The organism is Mesorhizobium sp. M0139 (assembly GCF_040322455.1).
GTDB lineage: Bacteria > Pseudomonadota > Alphaproteobacteria > Rhizobiales > Rhizobiaceae > Mesorhizobium.
This window is the reverse complement of the sequence record NZ_JAMYTN010000004.1, coordinates 287355-312955: the sequence shown is the minus strand read 5'-3', so window position 1 is coordinate 312955 and position 25601 is coordinate 287355. Positions and strand designations below refer to the sequence as shown.

23 protein-coding genes and 2 tRNA genes are annotated in these 25601 nt (G+C 62.3%); 16 read left to right on the top strand and 9 right to left on the bottom strand.

Annotated elements, in window-relative coordinates; genetic code table 11:
- Positions 1-108 precede the first annotated feature (108 nt).
- Positions 109-654 carry a cupin domain-containing protein gene (locus NKJ58_RS08905; protein ID WP_023681672.1) on the top strand — a complete coding sequence of 182 codons (546 nt, stop codon included), beginning with the start codon at positions 109-111 and terminating at the stop codon, positions 652-654.
- Positions 648-1715 carry a glycosyltransferase family 2 protein gene (locus NKJ58_RS08900; RefSeq protein WP_023681671.1) on the top strand — a complete coding sequence of 356 codons (1068 nt, stop codon included), beginning with the start codon at positions 648-650 and terminating at the stop codon, positions 1713-1715. Before NKJ58_RS08905 ends, NKJ58_RS08900 begins: the two co-directional genes overlap by 7 nt.
- 37 nt (positions 1716-1752) lie before the next feature.
- On the opposite strand, the gene NKJ58_RS08895 is transcribed toward NKJ58_RS08900, so the two are convergent.
- The gene (locus NKJ58_RS08895) at positions 1753-1980 is read right to left on the bottom strand and encodes a hypothetical protein (protein ID WP_023681670.1); all 228 of its coding nucleotides are present in this window, start codon (positions 1978-1980) and stop codon (positions 1753-1755) included.
- An 855-nt stretch (positions 1981-2835) separates the two neighbouring features.
- Here NKJ58_RS08895 and NKJ58_RS08890 point away from each other — a divergent pair.
- Positions 2836-3027 carry a hypothetical protein gene (locus tag NKJ58_RS08890; RefSeq protein ID WP_023681668.1) on the top strand — a complete coding sequence of 64 codons (192 nt, stop codon included), beginning with the start codon at positions 2836-2838 and terminating at the stop codon, positions 3025-3027.
- Between the two features lie 47 nt (positions 3028-3074).
- Here the strand turns inward: NKJ58_RS08890 and NKJ58_RS08885 are convergent, their stop codons facing one another.
- The 3 genes from NKJ58_RS08885 to NKJ58_RS08875 all read right to left on the bottom strand — a co-directional run bounded on the left by NKJ58_RS08885 (position 3075) and on the right by NKJ58_RS08875 (position 3854).
- Positions 3075-3398: a hypothetical protein gene (locus tag NKJ58_RS08885; protein WP_023681667.1), complete on the bottom strand. Its 324-nt coding sequence runs from the start codon at positions 3396-3398 to the stop codon at positions 3075-3077.
- Positions 3399-3406: 8 nt separating this feature from the next.
- Positions 3407-3661 carry a hypothetical protein gene (locus tag NKJ58_RS08880; RefSeq protein WP_023681666.1) on the bottom strand — a complete coding sequence of 85 codons (255 nt, stop codon included), beginning with the start codon at positions 3659-3661 and terminating at the stop codon, positions 3407-3409.
- A 118-nt stretch (positions 3662-3779) separates the two neighbouring features.
- Positions 3780-3854: transfer RNA gene (locus NKJ58_RS08875), tRNA-Asn, on the bottom strand.
- Positions 3855-4085: 231 nt separating this feature from the next.
- Between NKJ58_RS08875 and NKJ58_RS08870 the strand changes: the two genes are divergently transcribed.
- The 6 genes from NKJ58_RS08870 to NKJ58_RS08845 all read left to right on the top strand — a co-directional run bounded on the left by NKJ58_RS08870 (position 4086) and on the right by NKJ58_RS08845 (position 11366).
- Positions 4086-4346: a PGPGW domain-containing protein gene (locus tag NKJ58_RS08870; protein WP_027050334.1), complete on the top strand. Its 261-nt coding sequence runs from the start codon at positions 4086-4088 to the stop codon at positions 4344-4346.
- A gap of 334 nt (positions 4347-4680) precedes the next feature.
- Positions 4681-4754 (top strand) — tRNA-Cys (locus NKJ58_RS08865).
- A 108-nt stretch (positions 4755-4862) separates the two neighbouring features.
- The gene (locus tag NKJ58_RS08860; protein WP_023714408.1) at positions 4863-5537 is read left to right on the top strand and encodes a protein-L-isoaspartate O-methyltransferase family protein; all 675 of its coding nucleotides are present in this window, start codon (positions 4863-4865) and stop codon (positions 5535-5537) included.
- A gap of 185 nt (positions 5538-5722) precedes the next feature.
- Positions 5723-7108 (top strand): TolC family outer membrane protein, encoded by a 1386-nt coding sequence (locus NKJ58_RS08855; protein WP_023691095.1) that lies wholly within the window; start codon positions 5723-5725, stop codon positions 7106-7108.
- Positions 7109-7438: 330 nt separating this feature from the next.
- Positions 7439-8314, top strand: a complete 876-nt coding sequence (locus NKJ58_RS08850; RefSeq protein WP_023710692.1) for a PopZ family protein — start codon at positions 7439-7441, stop codon at positions 8312-8314.
- Positions 8315-8582: 268 nt separating this feature from the next.
- Positions 8583-11366: a valine--tRNA ligase gene (locus tag NKJ58_RS08845; RefSeq protein WP_352560849.1), complete on the top strand. Its 2784-nt coding sequence runs from the start codon at positions 8583-8585 to the stop codon at positions 11364-11366.
- Here NKJ58_RS08845 and NKJ58_RS08840 read toward each other — a convergent pair.
- Positions 11315-11584 (bottom strand): hypothetical protein, encoded by a 270-nt coding sequence (locus NKJ58_RS08840; protein WP_155923151.1) that lies wholly within the window; start codon positions 11582-11584, stop codon positions 11315-11317. The two genes, NKJ58_RS08845 and NKJ58_RS08840, sit on opposite strands and share 52 nt — an antisense overlap.
- A gap of 141 nt (positions 11585-11725) precedes the next feature.
- On the opposite strand from NKJ58_RS08840, the gene NKJ58_RS08835 reads away from it, so the two are divergent.
- The 3 genes from NKJ58_RS08835 to NKJ58_RS08825 all read left to right on the top strand — a co-directional run bounded on the left by NKJ58_RS08835 (position 11726) and on the right by NKJ58_RS08825 (position 15812).
- Entirely contained in the window at positions 11726-12985 is a 1260-nt protein-coding gene (locus NKJ58_RS08835) for an OmpP1/FadL family transporter (RefSeq protein ID WP_023688210.1), read from the top strand.
- Positions 12986-13276: 291 nt separating this feature from the next.
- Entirely contained in the window at positions 13277-15001 is a 1725-nt protein-coding gene (gene ilvD / locus NKJ58_RS08830) for a dihydroxy-acid dehydratase (RefSeq protein WP_023681661.1), read from the top strand.
- A complete protein-coding gene (locus tag NKJ58_RS08825; RefSeq protein WP_023667701.1) occupies positions 14988-15812 on the top strand; it encodes a tetratricopeptide repeat protein in 825 nt (274 codons plus the stop codon). Before ilvD ends, NKJ58_RS08825 begins: the two co-directional genes overlap by 14 nt.
- A 44-nt stretch (positions 15813-15856) precedes the next feature.
- Here the strand turns inward: NKJ58_RS08825 and NKJ58_RS08820 are convergent, their stop codons facing one another.
- The 4 genes from NKJ58_RS08820 to erpA form a co-directional block, all read right to left on the bottom strand.
- The gene (locus NKJ58_RS08820) at positions 15857-16111 is read right to left on the bottom strand and encodes a hypothetical protein (RefSeq protein WP_245263961.1); all 255 of its coding nucleotides are present in this window, start codon (positions 16109-16111) and stop codon (positions 15857-15859) included.
- Positions 16112-16227: 116 nt separating this feature from the next.
- Positions 16228-17022, bottom strand: coding sequence for an exodeoxyribonuclease III (xth, locus tag NKJ58_RS08815; protein ID WP_023688213.1), 795 nt, complete (start codon positions 17020-17022; stop codon positions 16228-16230).
- Positions 17023-17030: 8 nt separating this feature from the next.
- Positions 17031-17423, bottom strand: coding sequence for a VOC family protein (locus NKJ58_RS08810; RefSeq protein ID WP_023667697.1), 393 nt, complete (start codon positions 17421-17423; stop codon positions 17031-17033).
- Between the two features lie 4 nt (positions 17424-17427).
- Complete coding sequence (gene erpA / locus NKJ58_RS08805; RefSeq protein ID WP_031196640.1) at positions 17428-17775, bottom strand: iron-sulfur cluster insertion protein ErpA; 348 nt, start codon at positions 17773-17775, stop codon at positions 17428-17430.
- Between the two features lie 76 nt (positions 17776-17851).
- Between erpA and NKJ58_RS08800 the strand changes: the two genes are divergently transcribed.
- From NKJ58_RS08800 to nagZ, 4 genes are all read left to right on the top strand, one after another.
- The gene (locus NKJ58_RS08800) at positions 17852-19066 is read left to right on the top strand and encodes a deoxyguanosinetriphosphate triphosphohydrolase (protein ID WP_023729964.1); all 1215 of its coding nucleotides are present in this window, start codon (positions 17852-17854) and stop codon (positions 19064-19066) included.
- 62 nt (positions 19067-19128) lie between these two features.
- Positions 19129-20892, top strand: coding sequence for an arginine--tRNA ligase (gene argS, locus NKJ58_RS08795; RefSeq protein WP_023681655.1), 1764 nt, complete (start codon positions 19129-19131; stop codon positions 20890-20892).
- Between the two features lie 103 nt (positions 20893-20995).
- On the top strand, positions 20996-24433 hold the full coding sequence (locus tag NKJ58_RS08790) for an SPOR domain-containing protein (RefSeq protein ID WP_352518677.1): 3438 nt from the start codon (positions 20996-20998) through the stop codon (positions 24431-24433).
- Between the two features lie 133 nt (positions 24434-24566).
- Positions 24567-25586: a beta-N-acetylhexosaminidase gene (gene nagZ / locus NKJ58_RS08785; protein ID WP_023681654.1), complete on the top strand. Its 1020-nt coding sequence runs from the start codon at positions 24567-24569 to the stop codon at positions 25584-25586.
- Positions 25587-25601 lie beyond the last annotated feature (15 nt).

The following is a 25601-nucleotide window of genomic DNA, read 5'->3' as shown; positions in this document are numbered from 1 at the left end:
TACAGTGCCGTCCTCTTTGATTGCGTGGCCTTCCACGCTGCCGTTGAAAGACAGTTAAAAGAAGGGCATGAGGAGCGCTGCCAAAGCTAGTTAGATTGGATGAGTCCTATGACGCAGAGCATTCTCGATAAGACATTGGCAGGGGCCCAGAAGGATCAGGAGACGGTTCGATCCGGCGAGCCGATCGGCAAGGTCCCCGACGGCGTGACGTTTCACGACATGACCGCTCACCTCGACGACAGGGGAAGCGTCACCGAGGTCTACGACCCTCGCTGGAATTGGCATCCCGATCCGCTTGTTTTTTGCTACATGTTTACCATACGACCGAGAACGGTGAAGGGTTGGGCGCTGCATAAGCTTCACGAGGATCGATACTTCGTTGTCGATGGCGAGATGGAGGTCGTCCTGTATGACCCAAGGCCCGAGTCGAGCACTTGCGGACAGGTATTTCGGATTGTTCTGTCTTCAGCCCGACCACGCCTGATGAACATCCCCAGATTCGTCTGGCACGCGGACCACAACATCGGCGCGAGGGACGTTAGAGCAATCAATTTTCCTACAATGCAATATGACCACGCCAATCCCGACAAATACCGGCTGCCGCTGGATACCGATTTGATCCCGGTCGACTTTGGCGGCCTCAAGGGATGGTAGACGACGCTCCGCCGCTCTTCAGCGTTCTGATGCCGACCCATAATCGTCCCGACTCTCTTGCCTATGCGATCCAGTCGGTGCTGGCGCAGACGGAGCAATCGTTCGAGCTTCTGGTCGTTGGCGACGGTGCAGCACCGGAGACCGAAGCGGTCGTGAAAAGCTTTTCCGACCCGCGCATTCGTTGGTTTGATTTCCCCAAGGCGCCTCACTTTGGCTATGCCAATCGAAATCTGGCGCTTCGATCGTCACGCGGGGAATTGATAGCCTTCGCCGCCGACGATGACCTGATGATGCCGGATCATCTTGCACTCATGCGCGGCCAGTTCGTCGATCCGTCGGTGGCACTTGTCTACGGCCAGGTCCTCTGGGTCTCGACCGACGGCATTTGCGGTCCTGATCTTACCAACCTGTTTTTTCCCGAAGAGCGGCGCCAATTCATGGCGAGAGGGAACACGATAGCGGCCTCAGGCGTCGTATATCGCGCCAGCGCTCTTGCAGAGCGGACGGTGTGGCCAGAAGATGTGAACGGGGCGGGAGACTGGGAGATCTGGCGTCGGATCGTGCTCACAAAGGGCTTCGCCGCCGTGCGCTACCTTCGCCTTCCTACGTGCCTGCATTTCTCCGCTAAGTGGAAAAACCTCAGAGACTCCGGATTCGCGAGGCTGACGGGCTTCATCAAAGCGTGTGAGACGTCGATCTGGTTTCCGGCGCCGCTACGGGTCGCCATTCCGACAGGACACCTGGAACAAAAGGTCTTCTGGGACATCATGTGTGTCGATCCCGATGGCTGGACCGCGCTCATTCGGGAAGCCGCAGCCGACGCCGTGAACCGACTTGCGCTCGACCGTCTCGAAAACCTGGCTACACCCGACTCGCCGCCCACACCACCTCCTCCCCCCGCTGCCCCAGATGACGGCCGAGCCGAGGCGCTTGCGGTAGAAGTACAGGCTCTCGCGATTGAAAGGGACGCTATGAAGATGGAGATGGAGGCGCTCAAGCGCTCGAAGAGTTGGCGTTGGACTGCCCCTTTAAGGCAATTGCGAAGGCATATCGGCCGATAGGAGCCGGCGCCAAAGGGCATGAAGCGGCCGGATAATCCTATTCGTCCCCGTCGCCGAGGTACGCCTTCACACGTCCGAAATCGCGGTACATTCCGCCGTTCGGGTGTTTCTTCTCATGCCAGGTGATCGCCCAATAGCCGGTGTCCTGAAGACCCTCCATGACCATCACCCGATCGCGGTCGGTCGGGAAATGCTCCTTGAGAAGATCGTTGACGGCATTCAAGCCGCCGTCTCGGTAGGCTTGCAGATATACATCATCGACCATGGGATAATTCCCCTTTTCGCGGACTGTTGCTACCGACAGGGATGTTGTAGCCGGTGCTCTAGCAAGAGGGTTAAGACCTCTTCGGTTTTGTCCCGCCGGTGCTTCTCTGCCAAAGGGACTCTATCATTGCTAGGCCCCAGCGGCATCGATATCAGGAGGTCGGTGAGTTGCGGGTTGCACTCGAAGAGGATTGCCCTGGCCAGTAGGTCGGCCGGCTCGCAGAGGCCTTTGAACCGGTCGATCCCGGCGCCAAGGCAGGCTTCGAACGCCTCCCGCTTAGTAGTTTCGGCGCCCGCGGTGCAGATCGTCGCACCCATCACCAACAAACAAAGCATCGCTTTCATGGCTGAAGCATCGCGCGCAAGCTTCGCCCCCGCAAGGGTGTGCTTGAGTTTTTAAAGGTGTCGGCGCATCATCACCGGCGGAGCGTGAGAACTCCCGCGAATGGCCCTGCCGGGCCATCTGCACCCAGAGCGTTGGCGGGGCGATCCCTCCAAGGATCGATATTGCCAACGGGTAGAACGAGCCGACTTAGCCGTCGGAGCGAACGGCAGCACTATGCCGGGAGAGCGGCGGCTATACAAGACCCGAAAGGGAAAGGCCGTTCGCGCATGGTCTCTGGCCATGTTCTCACCCTCCCGGCGCCAGTGCTGTCCACTGGCAACCGGCCGTGAGAAGCCGAAACCAGAGAGCCTACATCATGACCATCCATCAACCTGAAATGCGCCGTGAAGACGGGGCAATCTTCCTCACCGTGGCGGAAAACGACCGCCTGGGGATAGCAACCACGATAGAGCGACTGATCGACCTGCTCGACGCCATGAGCCCGGATCCTGATCTCGAGGAAAGCCTCGGATGGGATATGGCAGCCAATTGGAATTGCACGCCCAGGACGGCGAGCGCGAGGAGGAGAACGAGCACGGCGGCGACATCAACGACGAGCCGCACGACGGTAACGAGCTTGAGCAAGACGCGGTAGACTGTGACTGGCCCGGCTTCATATGGGGCGGCGGTGAAGGTGGCGGACGCGCGCGCGAAAGCGCCTGAAATTAAGCACCCTGCTTATATGGGCCCGCTGGCACGGTGGCGGGCTTTTACTTGGGGCGAGTAGAGGGTGGCGACCGACTTGCGTCGTATGATGCTGAGCCTTTTTCAAATGGCTTCGTTCCCATGTGGAGATCGAAAAACGCCCAAAAAAGTATCTCTAATTCGGCAGAGGTTTTGCGAAGCGCCTCCAGGCCGATTTCTTTCTCGACGGGATTTAGAATGTTTTTGGGTGTCTTAAATCTCATGTGCAGCACTTGCATCCGGTCCGCCACTGGCCCGTTTGCTGACAGGGAAAAATTCAAAACTCCATGCGCCAGCATGTCGCGCGTTTCTTTGAGATCGCTCATCATTTGAAAGGTGCGTTCGACCATGCTGACGGTTAGCCCGCGCTTTGATTTCCCCGCGACAAGGCGGCACGAACGTCCCGCACCTTGTCTTCTATGCGGGTCCTCATCGCTGTGGACACCCGGTCGTCGACCTTGCCCGAGCTCACGCCTTTGAACACGCCCTCGCTCATGACCAACAAATCGAACTTTTGTTCAACATAGGACCAAAGCGCCAGAATTCTCCCGATCTCGGCCAGCATTGCCTCAGACCGCAACGGCATAAATGAGCCCGAATTCTTCTGAGACATGACCGGTCATTGGCCTCTGCCCGGCGGACAGGCATTGAGTTGTTGCCCCAGGCGTTGCCCTGACGCTTTAATCGGCAAATCTGCCGAGCCTCGAATATCACTAAGTCTTTGAGAAGATTGGCTCCCCGGGCCGGATTCGAACCAGCGACCAACCGGTTAACAGCCGGTTGCTCTACCACTGAGCTACCGGGGAATAGAGGCTCTCATGTGAGTGGCGCAGCCTATAGCAAACCCTTTTCGGCTTTGCAAAGAAGCATTTCGCATTTTTTAGCGCATTTTCACCCAATGGTTTCTGGCAATCGCCGGATGACACCACATATGAGCCGTCTTGGGCGCCGTCGGACCTTGGTCGGCGGAACCTGAAAGGCGATTGCAGCCTTTAGCGCATATGGCTTTATCGAAGGCAACCGGATCGACTTTCGACATGACTGCAGCAGACGAAAACCAGGCACCGGCGCGGAAAATCTCGGTGTTCGGGCGCGAGTTCACCATGCCGCGCTCGCGCGGGCTGAGGATCGCCATCGGTATCGTGCTGGTGTTTTTCGGCCTTCTCGGTTTCCTGCCGATTCTCGGCTTCTGGATGATTCCGCTCGGCCTTTTGGTGCTTTCCTACGAATTTGCCGCGGTGCGCCGACTGCGGCGCCGGTTCGTCGTCTGGTGGGAACGGCGTCGCCGGCCAAATTGAAAGCGATGGCGCGCGGTCCCGGTTCAGCGGACGCTTCGCTTCCAGCCCCTCGCAGACCTTCCCCTCGAATATCTCCTTGAGAACGGCAGCCCTGGTGTCAGCCGCGCGTTTACGGTGGAAGCCAGTTTGCACCCGCTGCGTAAAGCCGCGGGTTCGAGTTTCGCCGGTCGCGCAGCCATGCTTGAGGAGCGGCCAATATGCCGGTGCGCCAAGCGCTGAAACCGCTCGGGAACCACGTTGCGGCGGCTGATGAGGAAAGCGCGCCGGAATGCCGCGCTGACGCTTGACGACCTTTCGCTGCCACCATATTGAGTTCGCTCGCCGGGAGCGATGAGGCCTCGTGGCGGAGTGGTTACGCAGAGGACTGCAAATCCTTGCACCCCGGTTCGATTCCGGGCGAGGCCTCCAATCGCTTCAACTCCCGCATGCCGGGGGCTTGAGTTCCGGTCGAATGCGCCGCAGTGTCGGCGCGACAAGCGCATTTCAGCGCATTGGCTTTGACGGATTGGTTGGGACATGAGCGCTGATTTCTCCGAACTTCGCGTCAAGATGGTCGACGGCCAGGTCCGCACCACCGATGTGACCGACGCAGCATTGCTCGATGCCATGCTTGCCGTGCCGCGCGAAGCCTTTGTCGGGGCCGACCAACAGGCTCTCGCCTATATCGACGAGGATATCCGCATCTCCGACGGCGCCGATGGCAGCGGTGCGCGCTACCTCATGGAGCCGTCGCCACTGGCCAAGCTTTTGCAGTTGGCCGAGATCGACGCCGGCGATTCGGTGCTCGATGTCGGCTGCGGCACCGGTTATTCCGCGGCGCTGCTGTCCAGGCTGGCCAAATCCGTCGTGGCGCTGGAAAGCGATACCACACTGGCGGAAGCAGCCAAAGCGGCGCTTTCGGCGCAGGGCTGCGATAACGTCACCGTGGTCACCGGCCCACTGCCGCAAGGTCATGCCGCCAAGGCGCCCTACAATGTGATTCTCATCGGCGGCAGCGTCGAGAAAGTGCCTGCGGCGCTGCTTGACCAGCTTGCCGAAGGCGGCCGGCTGGTGGCTGTGGAAGGGCAGGGCAATGCGGGCGTAGCCCGGCTCTTTTTCAATGCAGGGGGGGTTGTAACCGGAAGACGGGCATTTAATGCGGCAATTAAGCCACTACCCGGATTTGAACGCATTCATGCCTTCGAGTTCTAAGTGATTTTGCCTTGCAGCAAAGACTCTGTCATGTTGGCTTGCGATTGAACAATCGTTGCTGATTGGTTAACCGGGGTTTCGGGAGGCTGTCAGCGGGGGAACGATACATCGACGCGGCGCTGGCCGATCCCTAGGGATGGGCTGGCGTGGCGTGGTTCCCGTGCAAAACGAATGAGGGATATAAAGTGCCGTCCTTAGCCAAGAGTTTGTTTGTTACTGTCCTCATTTCCGCGACAGCGCTTTCGCCGATAGCCGCCTCGGCGGAAACCATTCTCGGCGCGCTTTCCAAGGCCTACCAGAACAATTCCTCGCTGAATTCGGCCCGTGCCGGCGTGCGCGTCACCGATGAGGGCGTGGCGATCGCCAAGTCGGGCTATCGCCCGGTGATCACTGGTTCGGCTGATATCGATTACACCTCCAGGCACCTAAACGGCAGGAACGCGAGCCTGGCATTGACCACCGGCAGCTTCGGCGTTCGGATTGATCAGACGCTGTTCGACGGCTTCCAGACCAAGAACAGGGTCGCGTCGGCCGCTGCACAGGTGAGGGCCTCGGTCGAGGGCCTGCGCAACACCGAAGAGAACACGCTGTTCAACGCGGCGAGCGCCTATATGGACGTGATTCGCGACCGCCAGGTGGCGGTGCTGACCGAACAGAATCTGCAGTTCCTGACCGAGCAGGCGCGCGCGGCACGCTCGCGCTTCGAGGTCGGCGAGGGCACGCGCACCGATGTAGCGCAGGCCGACGCGTCGCGTTCGGCCGCGGTGGCGCAATTGAGTGCTGCCCGTGCGCAGGCTCTGGCCAGTGCGGCAACCTATCATCAGATCGTCGGTGACGAGCCGGGCAAGCTCAAGGCCGCGTCGCCGTTGGCGAAGCTGTTGCCGAGGAGTCTCGAGGCGGCGATCGGCATTGCATCGAACGAGCATCCGGCCATCCTGGCCGCCCTACATTCCGTCGATGCAGCCGGATTTGATGTAAAGACGCAGGAGGGTGCGTTGCTGCCGCAGTTGACTGCCAGTGCCGGCCTTTCCCATGTCTATCAAAATACCGTACCTGGCGCGGGGGATTCGGACGGCGATTCCAATGCCGCCACCGTCGGCGCGACGCTGACCGTTCCGATCTATTCGGGCGGCCGTACCTCCGCACTCGTTCGTCAGTCGAAGGAATCGCTCAGCCAAGCTCGCATCGAGGTGGATGTCAGCCGTGACTCGGTGCGCCAGGCCGTGACCTCGGCATGGACGCAATACATCGCAGCGCGTGAAAGCGTCGACGCTAATCGGCAGGTGATCGCGGCCGCACAGTTGGCGCTCAACGGCGTCATCGAGGAGCGCAATGTCGGACAGCGCACCACGCTCGACGTGTTGAATGCCCAGAACGCCGTCATCTCGGCAAAGATCGACCTCGCCAGCTCCGAGCGCGATGTGGTTGTAGCGAGCTACGCCATCCTGTCGGCCATGGGCCGCCTGTCGGCCGATCGCCTGGCGTTGAATGTGGTGAAGTACAAGCCTGAAGAGCACTACAGAGCCGTCAAGGACAAATGGATCGGGCTGCGTACGCCGGACGGTCGTTGATCGCGACTGAGCGGTTCAAATCCCGCCAAGATTGAAAGTATCGTAGCGCCGCGCTTCCCAAGGATGCGCGGCGTTTGTCTTTTGTAGCCTAAATTGTTGAAATCCGGCGTCTTCCGAGATTGGGGATTCTCGGATGGCGATCCGTCGGCTACGCTGTCGCCATGATTCGTATCCGGCTTTGCCGGACAGGAATCCAGGAACGGGTCACTACAGCGCCACGCGTCCGATGGATGCGCAAAGGAGGCTGTAGAACTTTGATTTTGCGCCTGATCCTCTTCGAAAATCGAAGATCGATTTTCGGGATCATGCGCGGGGGCGGCGGATGTGACGATGGCGACGGCAAGCAGCGCACAGCGCGAACCTTCCATGGAAGAAATACTGGCTTCCATCAGGAGGATCATCGAAGACAGCGACACCGGCCGCAAGGGCGACGCCGATGAGTTGCGACAGGACCTTGTGCCGGCCGCCGGGCCTGTTTCGGATGTCGAGGCCTTCCGCAGCGAATTGCACAGCTCGACCGAAAGCAAGAAGCCGGTGACGCTGGCCGAGGTGCAGGCCCAACTGGCCGAGCCGGTGGTTGCGCGGCTGGAGCCGCGCTCCGAGCCGTCGCCAGTGAAGCCGGCCATTGCGGCAAATGCCACGACCGCCGCGCCACCCGCGCATGCTCCGATGACCCTGGCGGAAGTGAGCGCCAGGATAGCCAGTGAACCTGCCCCCGCCGTCGGGGCAGAAGCTGCAGTGCGGGCAAAGACGGAAACCACCGACTCGATCGTCACGGATTGGCGCCGCGAAATCGCGGCCGTTGGCAATCAGGCAAAACCGGCTGACACAGTACGGCGGCCCGAGATCAGGCAGCCGGAGACTGAAAATCGGCAGGCAGCAATCGCGGAGGTCGAGGCTTTCGAAGACGATCTCGCTGCCGAGCCGGCTTTCGAGCCTCGTCCTTCGCGCAGCGAGCACGCGCGCCCGGCCGATACAACCCCGGCCCGTCCGGCGATCGTTTCGGAACATACGGGACGGCAGGTCGCAGCCGCCTTCGGCGAGCTCTCCGACGCCTTCGCCAGCCGCAGCAAGAAGACCTTCGACGAGATGGCCGAGGAGATGCTGCGGCCGATGCTGCAGGACTGGCTGGACAACAACCTGCCGACGCTGGTCGAGCGCCTGGTACGCGAAGAAATCGAGCGCGTCGCGCGCGGCGCGCAATAGGCATCACCACAGCCCGTTCCGGATTAAAGCGCCGCCTTCGGGCGGCGCTTTCTCGCTGCAGGCCAGCGTCCGGCTGATGTCGCGAATGCGATCAGCTTCCCGTCGGGATCGCTGACGATGAAGGTGCGGGCATGGCCTTCCCGTTGAAATGACCAGGGCTCCGCCTATTTGCGTTGAAGGACTGAGGCAGCCCTCGCGGTTGACTTGGCCAAAACCTTCCGATTTACACCGGGTCAGCAAAACTCCCGACCGCGCGGACCACTTTCCCATGCTTGAAAAGACCTACGACGCCAAGACCGTCGAACCCAAGATCGCCAAAATCTGGGAAGAGGCGGATGCATTTCGCGCCGGCGCAGGTGCGGAAGAGGGGGCCGAGGCCTTTACCATTGTCATCCCGCCGCCCAACGTCACCGGCTCGCTGCATATGGGCCACGCACTCAACAACACGCTGCAGGACATACTCGTGCGTTTTGAGCGCATGCGCGGCAAGAACGTGCTGTGGCAGCCGGGCATGGACCATGCCGGCATCGCCACGCAGATGGTGGTCGAGCGCCAGCTGATGGAGAAACAGATCCATCGCCGCGATCTCACCCGCGAGGAGTTCATCGAGAAGGTCTGGGAGTGGAAGGCCGAGTCCGGCGGCGCCATCTTCAACCAGCTGAAGCGGCTCGGCGCCTCGGCCGACTGGTCGCGTGAACGTTTTACCATGGATGAAGGCCTGTCCAAGGCCGTGCTCGAAGTATTCGTCAGCCTCTACAAGGAAGGGCTGATCTACAAGGACAAGCGCCTTGTGAACTGGGACCCGAAGCTGTTGACGGCGATCTCCGACCTGGAGGTCGAGCCCCAGGAGATCAACGGCAATCTCTGGCACTTCCGCTATCCAATCGAAGGCGAGACTTTCGATCCGGAAAATTCGGCGACCTTCATTACCGTGGCGACGACACGGCCCGAGACGATGCTTGGCGATACGGCGGTCGCCGTGCACCCGGACGACGAGCGCTACCGGCATCTGGTCGGGAAAAATGTCGTGCTGCCGATCGTCGGCCGGAAAATCCCGGTTGTGGCTGACGAGTATTCCGACCCGGAAAAGGGTTCCGGCGCGGTCAAGATCACGCCGGCGCACGACTTCAACGATTTCGAGGTCGGCAAGCGCCACAAGCTGCCGGCGATCAACATCCTGACCATCGAGGCGGCAATAACGCTCAGGAATAATGAGGATTTTCTCGCCGGGCTCGACGTGACGCCGGAGCGTCAGGCCGTCTGGGACGAGCTCGACGGTCTCGACCGTTTCGTCGCGCGCAAGAAAATCGTCGAGCTGATGGAGACCGGCGGCTTCCTCGACAAGATCGAGCCGCACCGCCACGCCGTGCCGCATGGCGACCGCGGCGGCGTGCCGATCGAGCCGTTTCTGACCGAGCAGTGGTATGCAAACGCCGCCGAGCTCGCCAAGCCGGCGATCGCATCGGTGCGTGAAGGCCGTACCAACTTCGTGCCGAAGAACTGGGAAAAGACCTATTTCGACTGGATGGAGAACATCCAGCCCTGGTGTATTTCACGCCAGCTGTGGTGGGGTCATCAGATCCCGGCCTGGTACGGGCCGGACGGCCGCGTCTTCGTCGAGAAGACCGAGGAAGAGGCGCTGGGCGCCGCGATTGAATATTATCTGGCGCTGGAAGGCCCGTGGAAGGCCTGGGTCGAGGACAAGCTCGAGACCTTCAAGCCGGGCGAAATCCTGAGCCGCGACGAGGATGTGCTCGACACCTGGTTCTCGTCCGCACTGTGGCCGTTCTCGACACTGGGCTGGCCGGATCACACGCCGGAGCTGAAGACCTATTACCAGACCGACGTGCTGGTGACCGGTTTCGACATCATCTTCTTCTGGGTCGCCCGGATGATGATGATGGGCCTGCATTTCATGCACGAGGAGCCGTTCCACACCGTCTATGTGCATGCGCTGGTGCGCGACAAGAACGGGCAGAAGATGTCGAAGTCGAAAGGCAACGTCATCGATCCGCTCGACCTAATCCACGAGTTTGGCGCCGATGCACTGCGCTTCACGCTGACGGTGATGGCGGCGCAGGGGCGCGACGTGAAACTCGATCCGGCGCGCATCGCCGGCTACCGCAATTTCGGCACCAAGCTGTGGAACGCGACACGCTTTGCCGAGATGAACGAGGTCGCGCGCAACGATGATTTCTGGCTGAACGACGCCAGGCTGCCGGTCAACCGCTGGATCCTGACCGAGCTGACCAGGGCGTCGCACGCGATCACCGAGGGCATCACCTCTTACCGCTTCAACGAAGCGGCGGGCGCTGCCTACCGTTTCGTCTGGAACCTCTTCTGCGACTGGTATCTGGAACTCTTGAAGCCGGTGTTCATGGGCTCCGACGAAGCGGCCAAGGCCGAAAGCCGCGCCTGCGTCGCTTTCGTGCTCGACGAGATCTACAAGCTGCTGCACCCGATGATGCCGTTCATGACCGAGGAATTGTGGGCGCAGACGGCAGGCGAGGGCAGGACGCGTGGTACGCTGCTTTGCCACGCCGCCTGGCCATCACCCGATTTCGAGGACGCAGACGCCGCCGCCGACATCAATTGGCTGGTCGATCTGGTCTCCGGCATCCGCTCGGTGCGCTCGGAAATGAACGTGCCGCCGGCGGCGATCGCGCCGCTGGTGGTGGTCGGCGCCAGCGCCGAGACCCACCAGAGGCTGGAACGCCATTCTTCCGCCATCCAGCGGCTGGCGCGGGCCGGCGACATCTCGCTGCAGGACGCCGCACCCAAGGGCTCGGCCCAGATCGTGCTCAACGAGGCGACGATCTGCCTGCCGCTCGGCAGCCTGATCGATCTCTCAGCCGAGGCGGCGCGGCTGCAGAAGGAGCTGGCCAAGGTGACCGAGGAAATCGCGCGGTTGCACAAGAAGCTGTCGAACGAGAGATTCGTCGCCAGCGCGCCTGAAGAGATCGTCGCAGCCGAGCGCGAAAAACTCGACGAATACCGCGATCAGCAGGAGAAGCTTTCGGTGGCGCTGACCAGGGTGCGCGACGCCGGTTGAGCGCCGGATTCGCGAGACGCTTGCAGCGCTTCGCGAAGGTTCTTTTGCTCGAAAAACAGGCGTTCCGTTGCGTTAATATTGACGTAAACGGAAAGTTTCGACCCCCATTGTTGCCATAATGTAACAATGGGGCCGAATGCCGGCAAAATAGAGGGTTTTGGTGCCGTTTTGAGCGGTTTTTTCTGATTTGTCCCCCAGTCTGCCGCCCAAATGGTCATTTTCGAACCTGCCGGCCAAGCCGCCACTGTGTTCGAAATGCGGTCCGCAAGAGTGTACATGTACGCTATGTGAATTCATTGTTGCGCCGTTAACCCGAATTGGTTCTAGCTTGACGCACTAGTATTTCGGGGAGGACATCCATGAACAATTTGCGTTTGAAAACACTGCTGGGGGCGGGGTGTTTTTCGCTGGGCCTGATCGGTTCCGTGCATGCCGGCGGCCTGGAGCGCGGCGGCTATGACATCGATCTGCTGTTCGATCCTGCGCAGGTCGCCGGCGAGGTTACCGGCACCTATGTGATGCCGCAACGCGACCTCAAGAATGTGGTGGACACGAATCCGGCTGACGGCCCCCTTAACGCGCTGGGCCTTTCCAACAGCGCCCGCGATACCGAAAGCTATTGGGTGCCGAGCGTGGGTATCAAGGCTGGTATAGGCCCGGTCGATTGTCTTGTCGACTATGGCCAACCGATCGGTGCGTACAGCAATCCCGGCGTCAACTGGGCCGGCGCGAACGGCAATATCGTAACCAAGGTCGAGAGCGAGGCCGTTGGCGGAACCTGCTCGTACAAGGTGAACCTCGGCAAAGGTCAGTTTCGTTTCATCGGCGGCGTGTTCCATGAGGACGTCTCGGGCTTCAAGGAGCAGCTGGTCGCTCCGCTTCCCGCATTTTTGGGTACAGGCGTTGGGCGCCTTGACCTCGAAGGAGACGGCTGGGGATGGCGCGTCGGTGCCGCCTATGAAATTCCTGACATCGCGCTGCGCGCCAGCCTGGTCTACAATTCAGCCGTCAAGCTCGACAACCTCTCGGGGACGCTCGATCTGACACAGGTTCCCGGATTCCTCGACCCCAGCAATCCAATTTTGGGTCGCATAACCGACGTAAGCGGTTCTTCGGAGGTGCCTGAGTCTCTGGAACTCAAGCTCCAGTCAGGTATTGCTCCGGGTTGGCTCGCGTTTGGATCCATTAAGTGGGTCAATTGGAGCGTATTGCAAAGCATTCCATTCTGCCCGACCGCCGCCCCGGGTGCTTGCACCACGACCGGCCCGACCCGCGCTACTTCACTTGATCTGCTCTACCGGGACGGCTGGACGGTCTCCGGCGGTATCGGCCACAAATTCAATGATCAGTGGAGCGGCGCCGCCGTTCTGACCTGGGATCGCGGAACCTCCACCGGACTGAGCGCCCAGACGGACACCTGGACGGTTAGCGGTGGCGTGGCTTACACGCCGACCCAGAACATCGAGGTTCGTCTTGGTGGGGCGCTGGGCGTGCTTACCAGCGGGTCGATCCATCCAGTCGTAGGCGACGATGGCGTCACCTATGGTACGGACTACACCGCTGACTTCGGCAACGATCTTGTGTCGGCCATTTCGACTTCGTTGAAGGTGAAGTGGTAAGCCTTTCAAGTTGAAAAGAAAAAGGCCGGGCATTCCCCGGCCTTTTTCTTATGCGGGCACCGCGTCGAGCCTTGCCGGCGAGAGTTGGCGTTGCAGATACGCCGCACCGGCGTCGCCTCTCGCGATTGTGGCGTTTTGGCAACAGTTCCCGGCCAACCCCCGCGCTACGGTCCCGCTCGACCAAATTGCCCATTTCCCGCCATAAACCCGGCGCACCTCGAATTCGTCTCGGGACACGCGCCAGAAGGCTCGGCCATGGGGCAGGCCGCACCGCCCGCGGCAAGGAAGAGTATGGACGCCAGAGTCATTTCCAAGGCCAAGCTGCCTAGCCGCCATGTGACCGTCGGTCCGGCGCGTGCGCCGCACCGTTCGTATCTCTATGCCATGGGCCTGTCTGCGGCCGAGATCGCGCAGCCGCTGGTCGGCGTTGCCTCCTGCTGGAACGAGGCGGCGCCTTGCAACATCTCGCTGATGCGCCAGGCGCAAGTGGTCAAGAAAGGTGTGGCGGCCGCAAACGGCACGCCGCGCGAATTCTGCACCATCACCGTCACCGACGGCATCGCCATGGGGCACCAGGGCATGAAGTCGTCGCTGGTGTCGCGCGATGTCATTGCCGATTCGGTCGAACTCACCATGCGCGGCCATTGCTACGATGCGCTGGTCGGCCTTGCCGGCTGCGACAAGTCGCTGCCCGGCATGATGATGGCCATGGTGCGGCTCAACGTGCCGTCGATCTTCATCTATGGCGGCTCAATCCTGCCGGGCTCCTATCGCGGCCGCCAGATCACTGTGCAGGACGTGTTCGAAGCAGTCGGCCAGCATTCGGTCGGCACGGTCAGCGATGCCGAACTGCTCGAGATCGAGCAGGCGGCGTGTCCGTCCGCCGGCTCCTGCGGGGCCCAGTTCACAGCCAACACTATGGCCACCGTCGCCGAGGCGATCGGCCTGGCGCTGCCGTACTCCTGCGGCGCGCCGGCGCCTTACGAGATGCGCGACCGCTTCAATTTCGCCTCCGGCGAAAAGATCATGGAGCTGATCGCCAAGAACATCCGGCCGCGCGACGTCGTCACGCTGAAGGCGCTGGAGAATGCGGCGACCGTGGTTTCGGCCACCGGCGGCTCGACCAATGCGGCTTTGCACCTGCCGGCGATCGCGCATGAGGCAGGCATCAAGTTCGACCTGTTCGACGTTGCCGCGATTTTCGAGAAGACGCCCTACATCGCCGACCTCAAGCCGGGCGGCAAATATGTCGCCAAGGACATGTTCGAGGCCGGCGGCATTCCGCTGTTGATGAAGACGCTGCTCGACCACGGCTATCTCCATGGCGACTGCATGACCGTGACTGGCCGTACTTTGGCCGAAAACATGGAGCATGTTGCCTGGAATGATAGCCAGGATGTGGTCCGTCCCGCCAACCGACCAATCACCCAAACCGGCGGTGTCGTGGGCTTGAAGGGCAACCTTGCCCCCGAAGGCGCGATCGTGAAGGTCGCGGGCATGACGGAGCTGAAATTCTCAGGTCCGGCACGGTGTTTCGATTCGGAAGAGGAATGTTTCGAGGCGGTCACGCACCGCAACTACCGGGAAGGCGAGGTTCTCGTCATCCGTTACGAAGGTCCGCGCGGCGGCCCGGGCATGCGCGAGATGCTGTCGACGACGGCGGCGCTCTACGGCCAGGGCATGGGCGGCAAGGTCGCTCTCATCACCGACGGTCGTTTCTCGGGCGCAACGCGCGGTTTCTGCATCGGCCATGTCGGGCCCGAAGCTGCCGTGGGCGGCCCGATCGGGCTCTTGAAAGACGGCGATGTGATTTCGATCGATGCAACCAAAGGCACGATCGAGGTCGATTTGTCCGAGGCCGAACTGGCAACGCGGGCGAAGGCCTGGAAGGCGCGCACGACCGACTATCAGTCGGGCGCGATCTGGAAATACGCACAGACGGTAGGGCCTGCCCGCGACGGCGCGGTCACCCATCCGGGCGGTGCCAAAGAAACACATTGCTATGCGGATATCTGAGTTGTTGAGGTCGTCTGTCCTTCCGGCACTGGTCGCTGTTGCGATCTTTGGCGCCGTGGGCCAGGCCATGGCCTTCGACGACAAGGTGTTCGACGACAAGACCGGCGTGAAGCCGCAATCGAGCCCGTGGGCCGTGTTCCAGTTCGGCTTCTCCGCTTACAAGAGCGGCCACAAGGAACAGGCGGTCGAGGCCTATAAATACGCCGCCGAAAACGGCCAGATCGGCGCCACCTGGAAGCTCGCCCGCATGTATGCCGAAGGCGACGGCGTGACGCGCGACGACTACGCGGCGTTCAAATTCTTCTCCGAGATCGTCGATCAGGATGTCGAGCCGGGTTCGCCGGAGGAAAGCTATGTCTCCGACGCGCTGGTGGCGCTGGGCGACTATCTCCGGACAGGCATCCCCGGCAGCCCGGTCGAGGAAAACGAGGTCGCGGCGCAGGAATATTACATGCGTGCGGCCGCCAATTACCGCAACCCGAACGCCCAGTTCGAGATGGGCCAGATGTTCCTGAAGGGCGAGGGCGGCGTCAAGGCCAGCGTCAAGCAGGCCGGCCGCTGGTTCCAGCTCGCCGCCGAAAAAGGCCATGCCGGCGCCCAGGCGACGCTTGGCAATCTTCTGTTCCAGAGCGGCAAGATCGTGCGCGGGCTGGCCATGATGACCGCCGCGCTCGAACGCGCCTCGCCGAGCGACCAGCCGTGGATCCGCGGCATGCAGGAAGAGGCATTTGCCGCCGCCGGCGAAGCCGACCGCCGCACTGCGATTTCGCTTGCCGACGATATTCTCACCAAGGGCGGCGGCGACCAGTGAAATTGCCAATCTCCCCCCTTGAGGGGGAGATTAGCTCACATCCATCAGTTCTCGGTGAGTTCCGCCGGCACCGCTCTGTGTACCGGCATCGAGATCGGCGTGACGTGCAGATGCGGCTTCATCGTGCTGTCGGGGCAGCTGTCGCCGATCTTGGTCCATGAGGTGTTGTTGAGCACCAGGTCGCAGCGGGCCATATGGCTCTTGTCTGAAACCGTCAGGCAGGTGACCTGGCCGACCTGGTAGGACTTGCCATTGGCCAGGCACTGCTGGTCGGCAAGTGCCGCTGCAGGGGAGGCCATGGCAAATGCTAGGCCGATCGGGCAAAGGAGGAATCGTAGTGCCATGGAACCCCAGCCGCCATGCTGATCTCTGACTGAATGGCGCGATTGTGGCGATATCAGGGTTTCGGCTGATATCAGGCCGGCAGCAGCGCCAGATCGATCGCCACCGGCACATGGTCGGAAGGCTTTTCCCAGGCGCGCACATGCTTTTCGATTGAGGCCGAGGAAAAGCGGTTGGCCGCTTCGGGCGACAACAGCAGATGGTCGATGCGGATGCCGTTGTTCTTCTGCCAGGCGCCGGCCTGGTAGTCCCAGAAGGTGTAGACGTCGGCCGCATCGGTGACGGCGCGCACCGCCTCTGTAAAGCCGAGATTCTTCAGCCGCCGGAAGGCCTGCCGGGTCTGCGGCTGGAACAGCGCATCGCCAAGCCAGTTCTCGGGGAAGCGCGCATCGACCGGCTCGGGGATGACATTGTAGTCGCCGGCCAGCACCAGCGCCTCCTCCAGAAGCAGCCGCTGCTCGGCCCAGCGATGCAGCCGTTCCATCCAGGCCAGCTTGTAGGGAAACTTCTTCTCGTCATCGACCGGGTTGCCGTTGGGCAGATAGAGCGAGGCGACGCGCAGCGCGCCCTGGTCGGTCGAGAACACGCCCTCGATGAAGCGCGCCTGCTCATCAGTCTCGTCGCCTGGCAGGCCTCTGATAACCTCGTCGAAGGGAAGCTTCGACAGCAGGGCGACGCCGTTAAAGCCCTTCTGGCCATGGGTTTCCACGTTGTAGCCAAGCGCCTCGATCTCGGCGCGCGGGAACTGCTCGTCGACCGACTTGATCTCCTGCAGGCAGACGATGTCGGGCTGGCTTTCGCTCAGCCAGTGGGTGAGGTTGCCGATGCGGGCGCGAATGCCGTTTATGTTCCAGGTAACGATTTTCATGAGCGGCCTCAGGGATGTTCGGGCGAAAGACGTTCGACAAGCCCGATCGTATTGCCTGCCGGGTCCTTTAGAAAGGCCATCCACTCGCTTTCCCCCGCCGTTCCGAACGTGCCTTCGGTGTCGTTGTGGACGAGCGCCGGCGGTGCGGTGAAGGGAACGCCGGACGCTTTCGCCTCGGCGTGGAAGGCTTCGAGCCCGGCTATATCGAGATAGACGGTGCCGGCCGGAACGCCATCGGTGAACAGCAACCTGATATCACCGGCCATGATGAAGGCGATGCCCGGCGGATCGTAGCGGGCGTGAACATTGAGGCCGAGCACATCGCGCCAGAAGGCCAGCGTCACGTCGAGGTCGCGCCCGGCCGACAGTGCTACCTGACGGACCGGGCCGACGCCGGACATCTGCCTAGATGGAGAAACTGGTGCCGCAGCCGCAGGAGGCGACTGCATTGGGGTTGCGGATCTGGAACGATTGGCCCATCAGATCGTCGACGAAGTCGATCACCGAGCCGCCCATATAGACCAGCGACAAATCGTCGATCAGCACGGTGGCGCCGTCCTTTTCGATGGCGACGTCGTCGTCATTGCGCGTATCGACCAGGTCGAACTTGTAGGAAAAGCCGGAGCAGCCGCCGCCCTCTACGGAGACGCGCAGCGCCGTCTTGCCGGCCTCGCCAGAGACGATTTTCGCGATCCGCCTGGCGGCGGCGCCGGTCATCTCGACTTTCATGGCAGTCTTGGCATCAGCGCCCATGGGCGTCACCTTGCTTTCAGTTTCACATGATAGGTATGAAGCGGGAAGGGGCAAGTCAACTGCGGCGGCATCAGCCATGACAAATGAGCTTGGCGACATTGGGTTCGGCTATCGGCCGCGCGCGGCCTATGCCAGCGACCCAGCCAGGTCGCGCGGGCGGCTCTATGACGAGGTCGAGAGCCCGACTCGCACGCCATTCCAGCGCGACCGCGACCGTATCATTCATTCGACTGCCTTCCGCCGCCTGAAGCACAAGACGCAGGTGTTCGTCGCCCATGAAGGAGATCACTACCGCACCCGGCTGACGCATTCGATCGAGGTGGCGCAGATTGCGCGGGCTCTGGCGCGAGCGCTGCGCGGCGACGAGGATCTGGCCGAGGCGGTCGCCTTGGTGCACGATTTCGGTCACACGCCGTTCGGCCATACCGGCGAGGACGCGCTGAACGAGCGGATGGCCCAATGGGGCGGCTTCGACCACAATGCGCAGTCGCTGCGCGTGGTGACGCGGCTGGAGCGGCGCTATGCCGAGTTCGACGGGCTGAACCTGACCTGGGAAACGCTGGAAGGCCTGGTGAAGCACAATGGCCCGCTGACCGACGCCAAGGGAAAAGGGCTCAAAGGCCCGGTGCCGCAGGCGATCCGCGACTATTCCGAGTTGCACGACCTCGAACTCGACCATTTCGCCGGCATCGAGGCGCAATGTGCTGCGATCGCCGACGATATCGCCTACAACACCCATGACATCGACGACGGCCTGCGCTCCGGCTTCCTGACCTTGGACATGCTGGAAACGGTGGCGCTGCCGGGATCGATCCTGGCAAGCGTGCGCGCGCGCTATCCGGGCCTGGACGATGTGCGCACCGGCCATGAGCTGATGCGCCGGCAGATCACGATGATGGTCGAGGACGTCATTGTTTCCACCACCGCCAATCTGGAGCGCATCAAGCCTGACAGCGCCGAAGCGGTGCGGGCGGCGGGCGAGACGATGGTGACCTTTTCCGCAGACATGGCGGCGACCGAGAAGGATTTGAAGACCTTTCTTTACAAGCATCTCTACCGGCATGACGAGGTGATGCGCGTTCGCATTGAGGCCGAGCAGATCGTGCGCGACCTGTTCGATGTCTATTTCGCCGATCCGCGCGCCATGCCGGACGGCTGGCGGGAGGGGCTCGACCGGGCGGAGGACCGCATCAAGGCGCGCAGCGTCGCCGATTTCCTGGCGGGGATGACGGATACCTACGCCTTGAAGGAACACCGCCGTCTGTTTGACCATACGCCCGATTTAAGCTAGGGCGGGCGCGATTTGCTGGCCAATGAGCCGGTTCCCCTGCACAGTCCGCCAGAGCAAGACCCATGAACATCTTCGCCGATTTCAGCGCGCGAATCACAAAAGCCGTCGAAGCGCTTGATTTGAAAGACAGTAATGGCGTTTCGCCCGACCTGTCGCGCATCGCCGTCGAGCCGCCGCGCGACGCCAGCCATGGCGATCTCGCCACCAATGCGGCGATGGTACTGGCCAAGCCGACAGGGCACAACCCGCGGGCGCTGGCCGAGCGGCTGGTGGAAGTGCTGCGCAGCGACGCCGATGTTGCCGAAGCCGACGTCGCCGGTCCCGGCTTCGTCAATCTCCGGCTCAAGGACGCTTTCTGGCAGGCACATCTGACCGCGGTGCTCGGCGAGGGGCAAAACTACGGCCGCTCGACCATTGGTGGCGGCAAGAAGACCAATGTCGAATATGTCTCGGCCAATCCGACCGGGCCGATGCATGTCGGCCATTGCCGGGGCGCGGTTGTCGGCGACACGCTCGCCAATCTGATGGCCTTCGCCGGCTATGACGTCACCAAGGAATACATCATCAACGACGCCGGCGCGCAGATCGACGTGCTCGGGCGTTCGGCCTTCCTGCGCTACCGCGAAGCGCTGGGCGACGACATTGGCGAGATACCGGCCGGCCTCTATCCCGGCGATTACCTTGTGCCGGTCGGTCAGGCGCTGGCTGCCGAATTTGGCCGCAAGCTCTTGCAGATGCCCGACGATGAGTCGCTGGCAATCGTCAAGGACCGCACGATCGACGCCATGATGGTGATGATCCGCGAGGATCTGGCGTTGCTCAATGTGCATCACGACGTTTTCTTCTCCGAGCGCACGCTGCATGCCGACAATGCCAAAAAAATTCGCTCGGCGATCAACGATCTGACGCTGAAAGGCCATATCTACAAGGGCAAGCTACCGCCGCCCAAGGGCGAGAAGCCGGACGACTGGGAAGACCGCGAGCAGACGCTGTTTCGCTCGACGGCGGTCGGCGACGACATGGACCGGGCGCTGGTCAAGTCCGACGGCTCGTTCACCTATTTCGCCGCCGACGTCGCCTATCTCAAGGACAAGGTCGACCGCGGTTTCGTCGGCCTGATCTATGTGCTGGGCGCCGACCATGGCGGCTACGTCAAGCGGCTGGAAGCGCTGGCGCGGGCGATTGCAGGCGATGATCTGAAGCTGCAACTCACGGTGCTGCTGTGCAATCTGGTGAAGCTGTTTCGCGATGGCGAACCGGTTCGGATGTCGAAGCGGTCGGGCGACTTCGTGACCTTGCGCGAAGCGGTGGAGGAGGTGGGCCGCGATGCGATCCGCTTCATGATGCTCTACCGCAAGAGCGACGCGCCGCTCGACTTCGATTTCGCCAAGGTCACCGAACAGTCCAAGGACAATCCCGTGTTCTACGTGCAGTACGCTTCGGCGCGCTGTCATTCGGTGTTCCGGCAGGCGAGCGAGCAACTGGGCGAGGCCAATTTCGACCGCAACAGCCTGGCCGCGGCCTCGGCGTCGCTCACCGACGAGGGCGAGATCGGCCTGATCCGGAAGCTGGCTGAATATCCCCGGCTGGTCGAATCTGCGGCCCTTGCGCTGGAGCCGCACCGGCTGGCATTCTACCTCTACGATCTGGCTTCCAGCTTCCATGGACACTGGAATCGGGGCACCGAGAATGCCGACTTACGTTTTGTTAAGGTTAACGACCGACAATTGACTCATGCCAGACTAGGGCTGGTGCAGGCTGTTTCGGATGTTTTGACCTCCGGCCTGACGCTGATTGGGGCTGATGCGCCCACTGAGATGCGTTAGGTTTAACTAAAACACCTGTCACCATTTGCCCACATTGCGCTGGTAAGGGCCAACCCTACGCGACGTCCATGGCGTCCGAATGAGTGCGAGTTCGGGAACAATAATGGCAGACAGAACCCAGCTGAGAGTAGCCGACAACAACGACATCGCCGAAGATGATCCGTTCGCTGAACTGACCAGGATCATGGGTTTCGATCCGCGCCAGCCGGTCAAGCCGCAGGCGCCAGCCGTCGAGACGGCTGCGGACGAGGGCGATTTCGACATCGACCTCGAGAAGGAGTTGATGGGCGAATTCGGCGATGAAGTCGGTTCCATGGAGGCCAGCCAGCCAGCTCCCGAGGTTCACCAGCCTGCCGCTGAGCCCTACGAACCTGCTGCCGAGATTCGCGAGCCGGCTTTCGAAACCACCGATGCCGCGATGGACGATGCGCTGGCTGCTTCGCTGGAATATGATTTCGTCTTCGACGATGCCGCCGATCTGGATTTCGGCGCTGCCCCGCAGGCTGCGGCTGCTCCCGTTGAACCCTCGGTTGCCGAACCTTGGTTTGCCGAGCCCGCATTCGACGAAGCTGCATTCGATGACGATTTCGACAATGCCGTGGCCAGTTCACTGGAAAACGTATCGCCGCTCGAAGACGACCTGCCGATGGATGACGAGCTTGCCGCTTCGCTCGAGCAGGGGTTGCTGCTCGATGACGATGCGACCGTCGCCCATGCCGCAGATGTCGCGCAGGTTGCTGCTGCGCCTGCCGACGATCTCGCGTTCGACGATGATTTCGACAATGCCGTCTCGATGTCGCTGGAAGACGAGCTGACGCTGGACGGTCCTGCGCCGGCGCAGGACCAGTATGCCGCGCCAGTAGCCGAGGCGCCGATCCATACCTTCGACGCCGTCGGCTCCGCCGACCACGCTGTTGCCGACGAGGATTTTGCGGGTCATTTCGATGACGCGATGGCCGATGTCGACATGGACTTTGCGGCCCAGGATTTTGCAGCCCAGGATTTTGCGGCCGAGCATTTCGAGCCTCAGGCTTTCGAGGCTCAGCCTGTTGAGGCCGAGGATCCGGAAGAGCGCGATCTGGATGTCAGCGATCTGCAGGCCAGCGCGCCGGTTGAGATGGATGCGCCGGAAGTGAACGAGACGCCGGCCTGGACTGTGGAGGCCAGCCCCTCTCATGAGACTGCGCACGAAGCATTCGACGATTTCGATCTGAGCATCGATGATGCGCTTGCCGATCACGAGCCGGTTGCCGAGATCGCACCCACTCCGGTTCAGCCAACTCCGGTCGCACCAGCCTATGTGGCGCCTACCAATATGGCGACCCCGGCCGCTCCGGTCGCTGACGAACGGACGTTGGAAGATGAACTCAACGCGCTGCTTGGCGCCATGACCACACCACGCCCGGCGCCAGTCGCGCCGTTTCCGGTCGTCACCGAGCCCACCAGGGCTGCCGCCATCGAGCCCGCCAGGACTTATGAGCCGGTTGCCCCGGTGCAGCGGTCCGTCGCAACGCCGGTCGCTCCGGTCGATAATCTCGACTGGGACCTGGACGAACACGCGCCGGCTCCTCAGGAGGTCCGGGCGGACGATGCCGATTTCGACGATCTGCTTGCCGGCGAACTCGAGGGCCATGAGCCCGAGATCGAGTTCGATGATCATGCCTTCGATGCGGCGCTCGCCAAGGGCATCGATCTCGGTAATGACACGGCAGCACCGGTCGCTGGCGATTGGCGCTCGACGCCGCCGGAGCCGGCGCGTTCGTGGAGCCGCGTGACTCCCACCCCGGCCCAGCCTTCCTTTGCAGCGCAGCCGCAACCTTCTTTTGCAGCGCAGCCGCAAGCTTCTTTTGCAGAAAAGCCGTCCATGCCGCCGGCGGCAGCGCCAAGCTATCGCGACCAGCCGGTTGCCGCTGCTGCCTATGTGGCGCCGACGCCATCGCGCCAGGCGCCGCCTCAGGCCTATGACGAGATGCCGGATGTCGAGACGGTCGATGTGCCGGAGCGTGTGGTGGCGATTGCCGACGACCTCGACATTCCAGAACTCAGCTTCGAGCAAGACGAGCCGGCCGCCTATGACGACATCGACGCCGAATTCGCCGGCATGCTCAACGACATGAACGCGGTGGAAGTGGCGCCGCCCACTGCCGCACGCAGTGCCGGCTATGATGACGATTCCTACAGTTCCAGCTTCAGTTCGGGCCACGAGCTCGACCAGCGCGCCTATGCGGCGCGGCCAGCCGAAGTGCTTGCAGCCACGCAAGCTCACCACGCCGATGCCGCCGGCGGCTTCGACATGGACGATCTGCCCGGCAGCCAGCCGGTTTCGCAGGCCGACGATTTCGCGGTCGACGAACTCGACTACGATCCGGATCTGGACGAGGCAATGGCGGTGCCGGGCCTCGCCGAGCAGGAAGCCGCACGGCCGCGCAGGAGCGGGCTGCTGGTCGCGGGGGTCGTTGCTGCGGTTGCGATTGCCGGCGGCCTTGGCGCCTTCGCCTTGTCGTTCGGCGGCAAGGGCGGCAGCGATGCGCCGGTCATTGTCAAAGCCGACAACAGGCCGATCAAGGTCAAGCCCGAAAATCCGGGCGGCGCCGTGGTGCCGAACCAGGACAACAAGGTTTATGATGCGGTCGCCAAGGGCACCAAGCCGGCCGAGCCGGTTCAGGAGAAGCTGGTCACCAACACCGAAGAGCCGGTCGATGTGAAGGCGCAGGAGCCTGAAAGCCGCGTCGTCGATCTGTCGCCCGACGATACTGCCCCAGGCCCCGACGCTGCCGGCAACCCCGAAGCTGCCGTCAACCCCGACGCTGCCGGCAACCCCGACGCGGCTGTCGCGCCGGCGCCAAAATCCGAGGACCGCATTGCGCAGGTGCTGCAGGAAGCCGAGAAGAACCCCGATACGGTCGCCGTTGCCCCGCGCAAGGTGCGGACCATGGTGGTCAAGCCCGACGGCTCGTTGGTGGCACGCGAGGACTCGACGCCGGCCGCGCCGCAGGTTGCGGCGACTGAGCCGCTTGACCCGGCGCCGCAGCACGTCGCCCCTTCGGCCGATGCCGAGCAGACCGGCACCGTGGCGCCTGCCGATCAGGCAAATAGCGACCAGGCAAGTGCCGAGACCGCCAAGCCGGTCAAGCCGGTGAAGCCGGCGGCTGCGCCGAAGGCTGAGACCCAGTCCGCCAACACGCCGCAGACGGTTGCCTTGGCGCCGCAGCGCCCGTCCGACCAGCCGGTCGACGTGGTCGGCGAGGTCAAGCCCGACCAGGTTGCCTCCATCCCGGCGACGGCTTCGACATCGGGCGGTTCGTGGTCGATGCAGATCGCTTCGCAGCCGACGGTCGAAAGCGCCCAGGCCAACTACGCCGACCTGCAGCGCCGCTATGGAAATGTGCTCGCCGGTCGCACCGCCAACATCGTCAAGGCGGAGATCGCCGGCAAGGGCACCTTCTACCGTGTCCGGGTGCCTGCGCAATCGCGCAACGATGCGATCAATCTGTGCACCAGCTACAAGGCTGCCGGCGGCAACTGCTTCGTGTCTCGGTAAGGCCGGATCCAATTATCAGAGCCGGTGCGTTCCCAAGGGTCGCGCCGGCTTTTTCATGTGGATGGGCGAGAGGTTGAGGCGCTTGCCGTCCGGGGAGATTCCCTTTGCCGGCGCGAAGCCCTAAACTGGTGGAATGACCGAATCAAAATCCATGATCCTCGGCTGTGCCGGGAAATCGCTGACCCGCGAAGAAATCCGTTTCTATCGCAATGAATGCCCGTGGGGCTTCATCCTGTTTGCGCGCAACATCGGCGAAACCGAGCAGATCCGCGATCTGGTCGCCGAAATGCGCGACTGTATCGGGCGCCCCGATGCGCTGGTGTTCATCGACCAGGAAGGTGGCCGGGTGCAGCGCCTGCGGCCGCCGCTGGCGCCGAACTATCCCGCCGGCGGCGCGCTCGGTGCATTGTGGCGCAAGGACCATGATGCCGGCACCCGCGCTGCCTGGCTGATGGCGCGGCTGCACGCCTTCGACCTGTTACGCTACGGTATCTCTGCCGATTGCCTGCCGGTGCTGGACGTGCCGATCGAGGGCGCCAGCGACGTCATCGGCGCGCGCGCCTATGGCAAGGAGCCGCGCCCGGTCATCGAACTCGGCCGCGCGGCGGCGGAAGGGCTGATGTCGGGCGGCGTGCTGCCGGTCATGAAGCACATTCCGGGTCACGGGCGCGCCTTTGCCGACACGCATTTCGAACTGCCTGTGGTCGATGCCTCGCTGAGCGACCTGCAGCGGCATGATTTCGCCCCTTTCCGCGAGCTTAGCCATCTGCCGATGGCGATGACGGCGCATGTCGTCTATAGCGCCATCGATCCGAACAACCCGGCGACCACGTCAGGTAAGGTCATCGACGAGATCATCCGCCGCGAGATCGGCTTCGACGGGCTGTTGATGAGCGACGACACCTCGATGAAGGCACTTTCTGGGGATTTCCCGACAAAGGCGGCCTCGATCCTTGCGGCGGGCTGCGATCTGGTCCTTCACTGCAATGGCGTTTTCGAGGAGATGGCGGGCATCGCATCGCGAACCACGGGACTTGAAGGGACATCGCTGGAGCGCGCCAAGCGGGCGCTGACCTATATAAGGGATCGCGACCGGGCCGACGAAACCGAGATACGCGCCGAGTTTGCCACCTATTTCGATGCGGTGGCCTAGAGACGGATGATTTCA

Bases quoted from the DNA above. Each gene is read 5' to 3' on its own strand.
- NKJ58_RS08885 (WP_023681667.1), bottom strand. From the start codon at position 3,398: ATGGTCGAACGCACCTTTCAAATGATGAGCGATCTCAAAGAAACGCGC.
- argS (WP_023681655.1), top strand. From the start codon at position 19,129: ATGAACATCTTCGCCGATTTCAGCGCGCGAATCACAAAAGCCGTCGAA.
- NKJ58_RS08895 (WP_023681670.1), bottom strand. From the start codon at position 1,980: ATGGTCGATGATGTATATCTGCAAGCCTACCGAGACGGCGGCTTGAAT.
- NKJ58_RS08850 (WP_023710692.1), top strand. From the start codon at position 7,439: ATGGCGACGGCAAGCAGCGCACAGCGCGAACCTTCCATGGAAGAAATA.
- ilvD (WP_023681661.1), top strand. From the start codon at position 13,277: ATGGACGCCAGAGTCATTTCCAAGGCCAAGCTGCCTAGCCGCCATGTG.
- erpA (WP_031196640.1), bottom strand. From the start codon at position 17,775: ATGGGCGCTGATGCCAAGACTGCCATGAAAGTCGAGATGACCGGCGCC.
- NKJ58_RS08860 (WP_023714408.1), top strand. From the start codon at position 4,863: ATGAGCGCTGATTTCTCCGAACTTCGCGTCAAGATGGTCGACGGCCAG.
- NKJ58_RS08880 (WP_023681666.1), bottom strand. From the start codon at position 3,661: ATGTCTCAGAAGAATTCGGGCTCATTTATGCCGTTGCGGTCTGAGGCA.
- NKJ58_RS08845 (WP_352560849.1), top strand. From the start codon at position 8,583: ATGCTTGAAAAGACCTACGACGCCAAGACCGTCGAACCCAAGATCGCC.
- NKJ58_RS08790 (WP_352518677.1), top strand. From the start codon at position 20,996: ATGGCAGACAGAACCCAGCTGAGAGTAGCCGACAACAACGACATCGCC.
- NKJ58_RS08800 (WP_023729964.1), top strand. From the start codon at position 17,852: ATGACAAATGAGCTTGGCGACATTGGGTTCGGCTATCGGCCGCGCGCG.
- NKJ58_RS08835 (WP_023688210.1), top strand. From the start codon at position 11,726: ATGAACAATTTGCGTTTGAAAACACTGCTGGGGGCGGGGTGTTTTTCG.
- NKJ58_RS08810 (WP_023667697.1), bottom strand. From the start codon at position 17,423: ATGTCCGGCGTCGGCCCGGTCCGTCAGGTAGCACTGTCGGCCGGGCGC.
- NKJ58_RS08890 (WP_023681668.1), top strand. From the start codon at position 2,836: ATGGGATATGGCAGCCAATTGGAATTGCACGCCCAGGACGGCGAGCGC.
- NKJ58_RS08900 (WP_023681671.1), top strand. From the start codon at position 648: ATGGTAGACGACGCTCCGCCGCTCTTCAGCGTTCTGATGCCGACCCAT.
- NKJ58_RS08840 (WP_155923151.1), bottom strand. From the start codon at position 11,584: ATGACCATTTGGGCGGCAGACTGGGGGACAAATCAGAAAAAACCGCTC.
- NKJ58_RS08905 (WP_023681672.1), top strand. From the start codon at position 109: ATGACGCAGAGCATTCTCGATAAGACATTGGCAGGGGCCCAGAAGGAT.
- NKJ58_RS08825 (WP_023667701.1), top strand. From the start codon at position 14,988: ATGCGGATATCTGAGTTGTTGAGGTCGTCTGTCCTTCCGGCACTGGTC.
- NKJ58_RS08870 (WP_027050334.1), top strand. From the start codon at position 4,086: ATGACTGCAGCAGACGAAAACCAGGCACCGGCGCGGAAAATCTCGGTG.
- NKJ58_RS08820 (WP_245263961.1), bottom strand. From the start codon at position 16,111: ATGGCCTCCCCTGCAGCGGCACTTGCCGACCAGCAGTGCCTGGCCAAT.
- nagZ (WP_023681654.1), top strand. From the start codon at position 24,567: ATGACCGAATCAAAATCCATGATCCTCGGCTGTGCCGGGAAATCGCTG.
- xth (WP_023688213.1), bottom strand. From the start codon at position 17,022: ATGAAAATCGTTACCTGGAACATAAACGGCATTCGCGCCCGCATCGGC.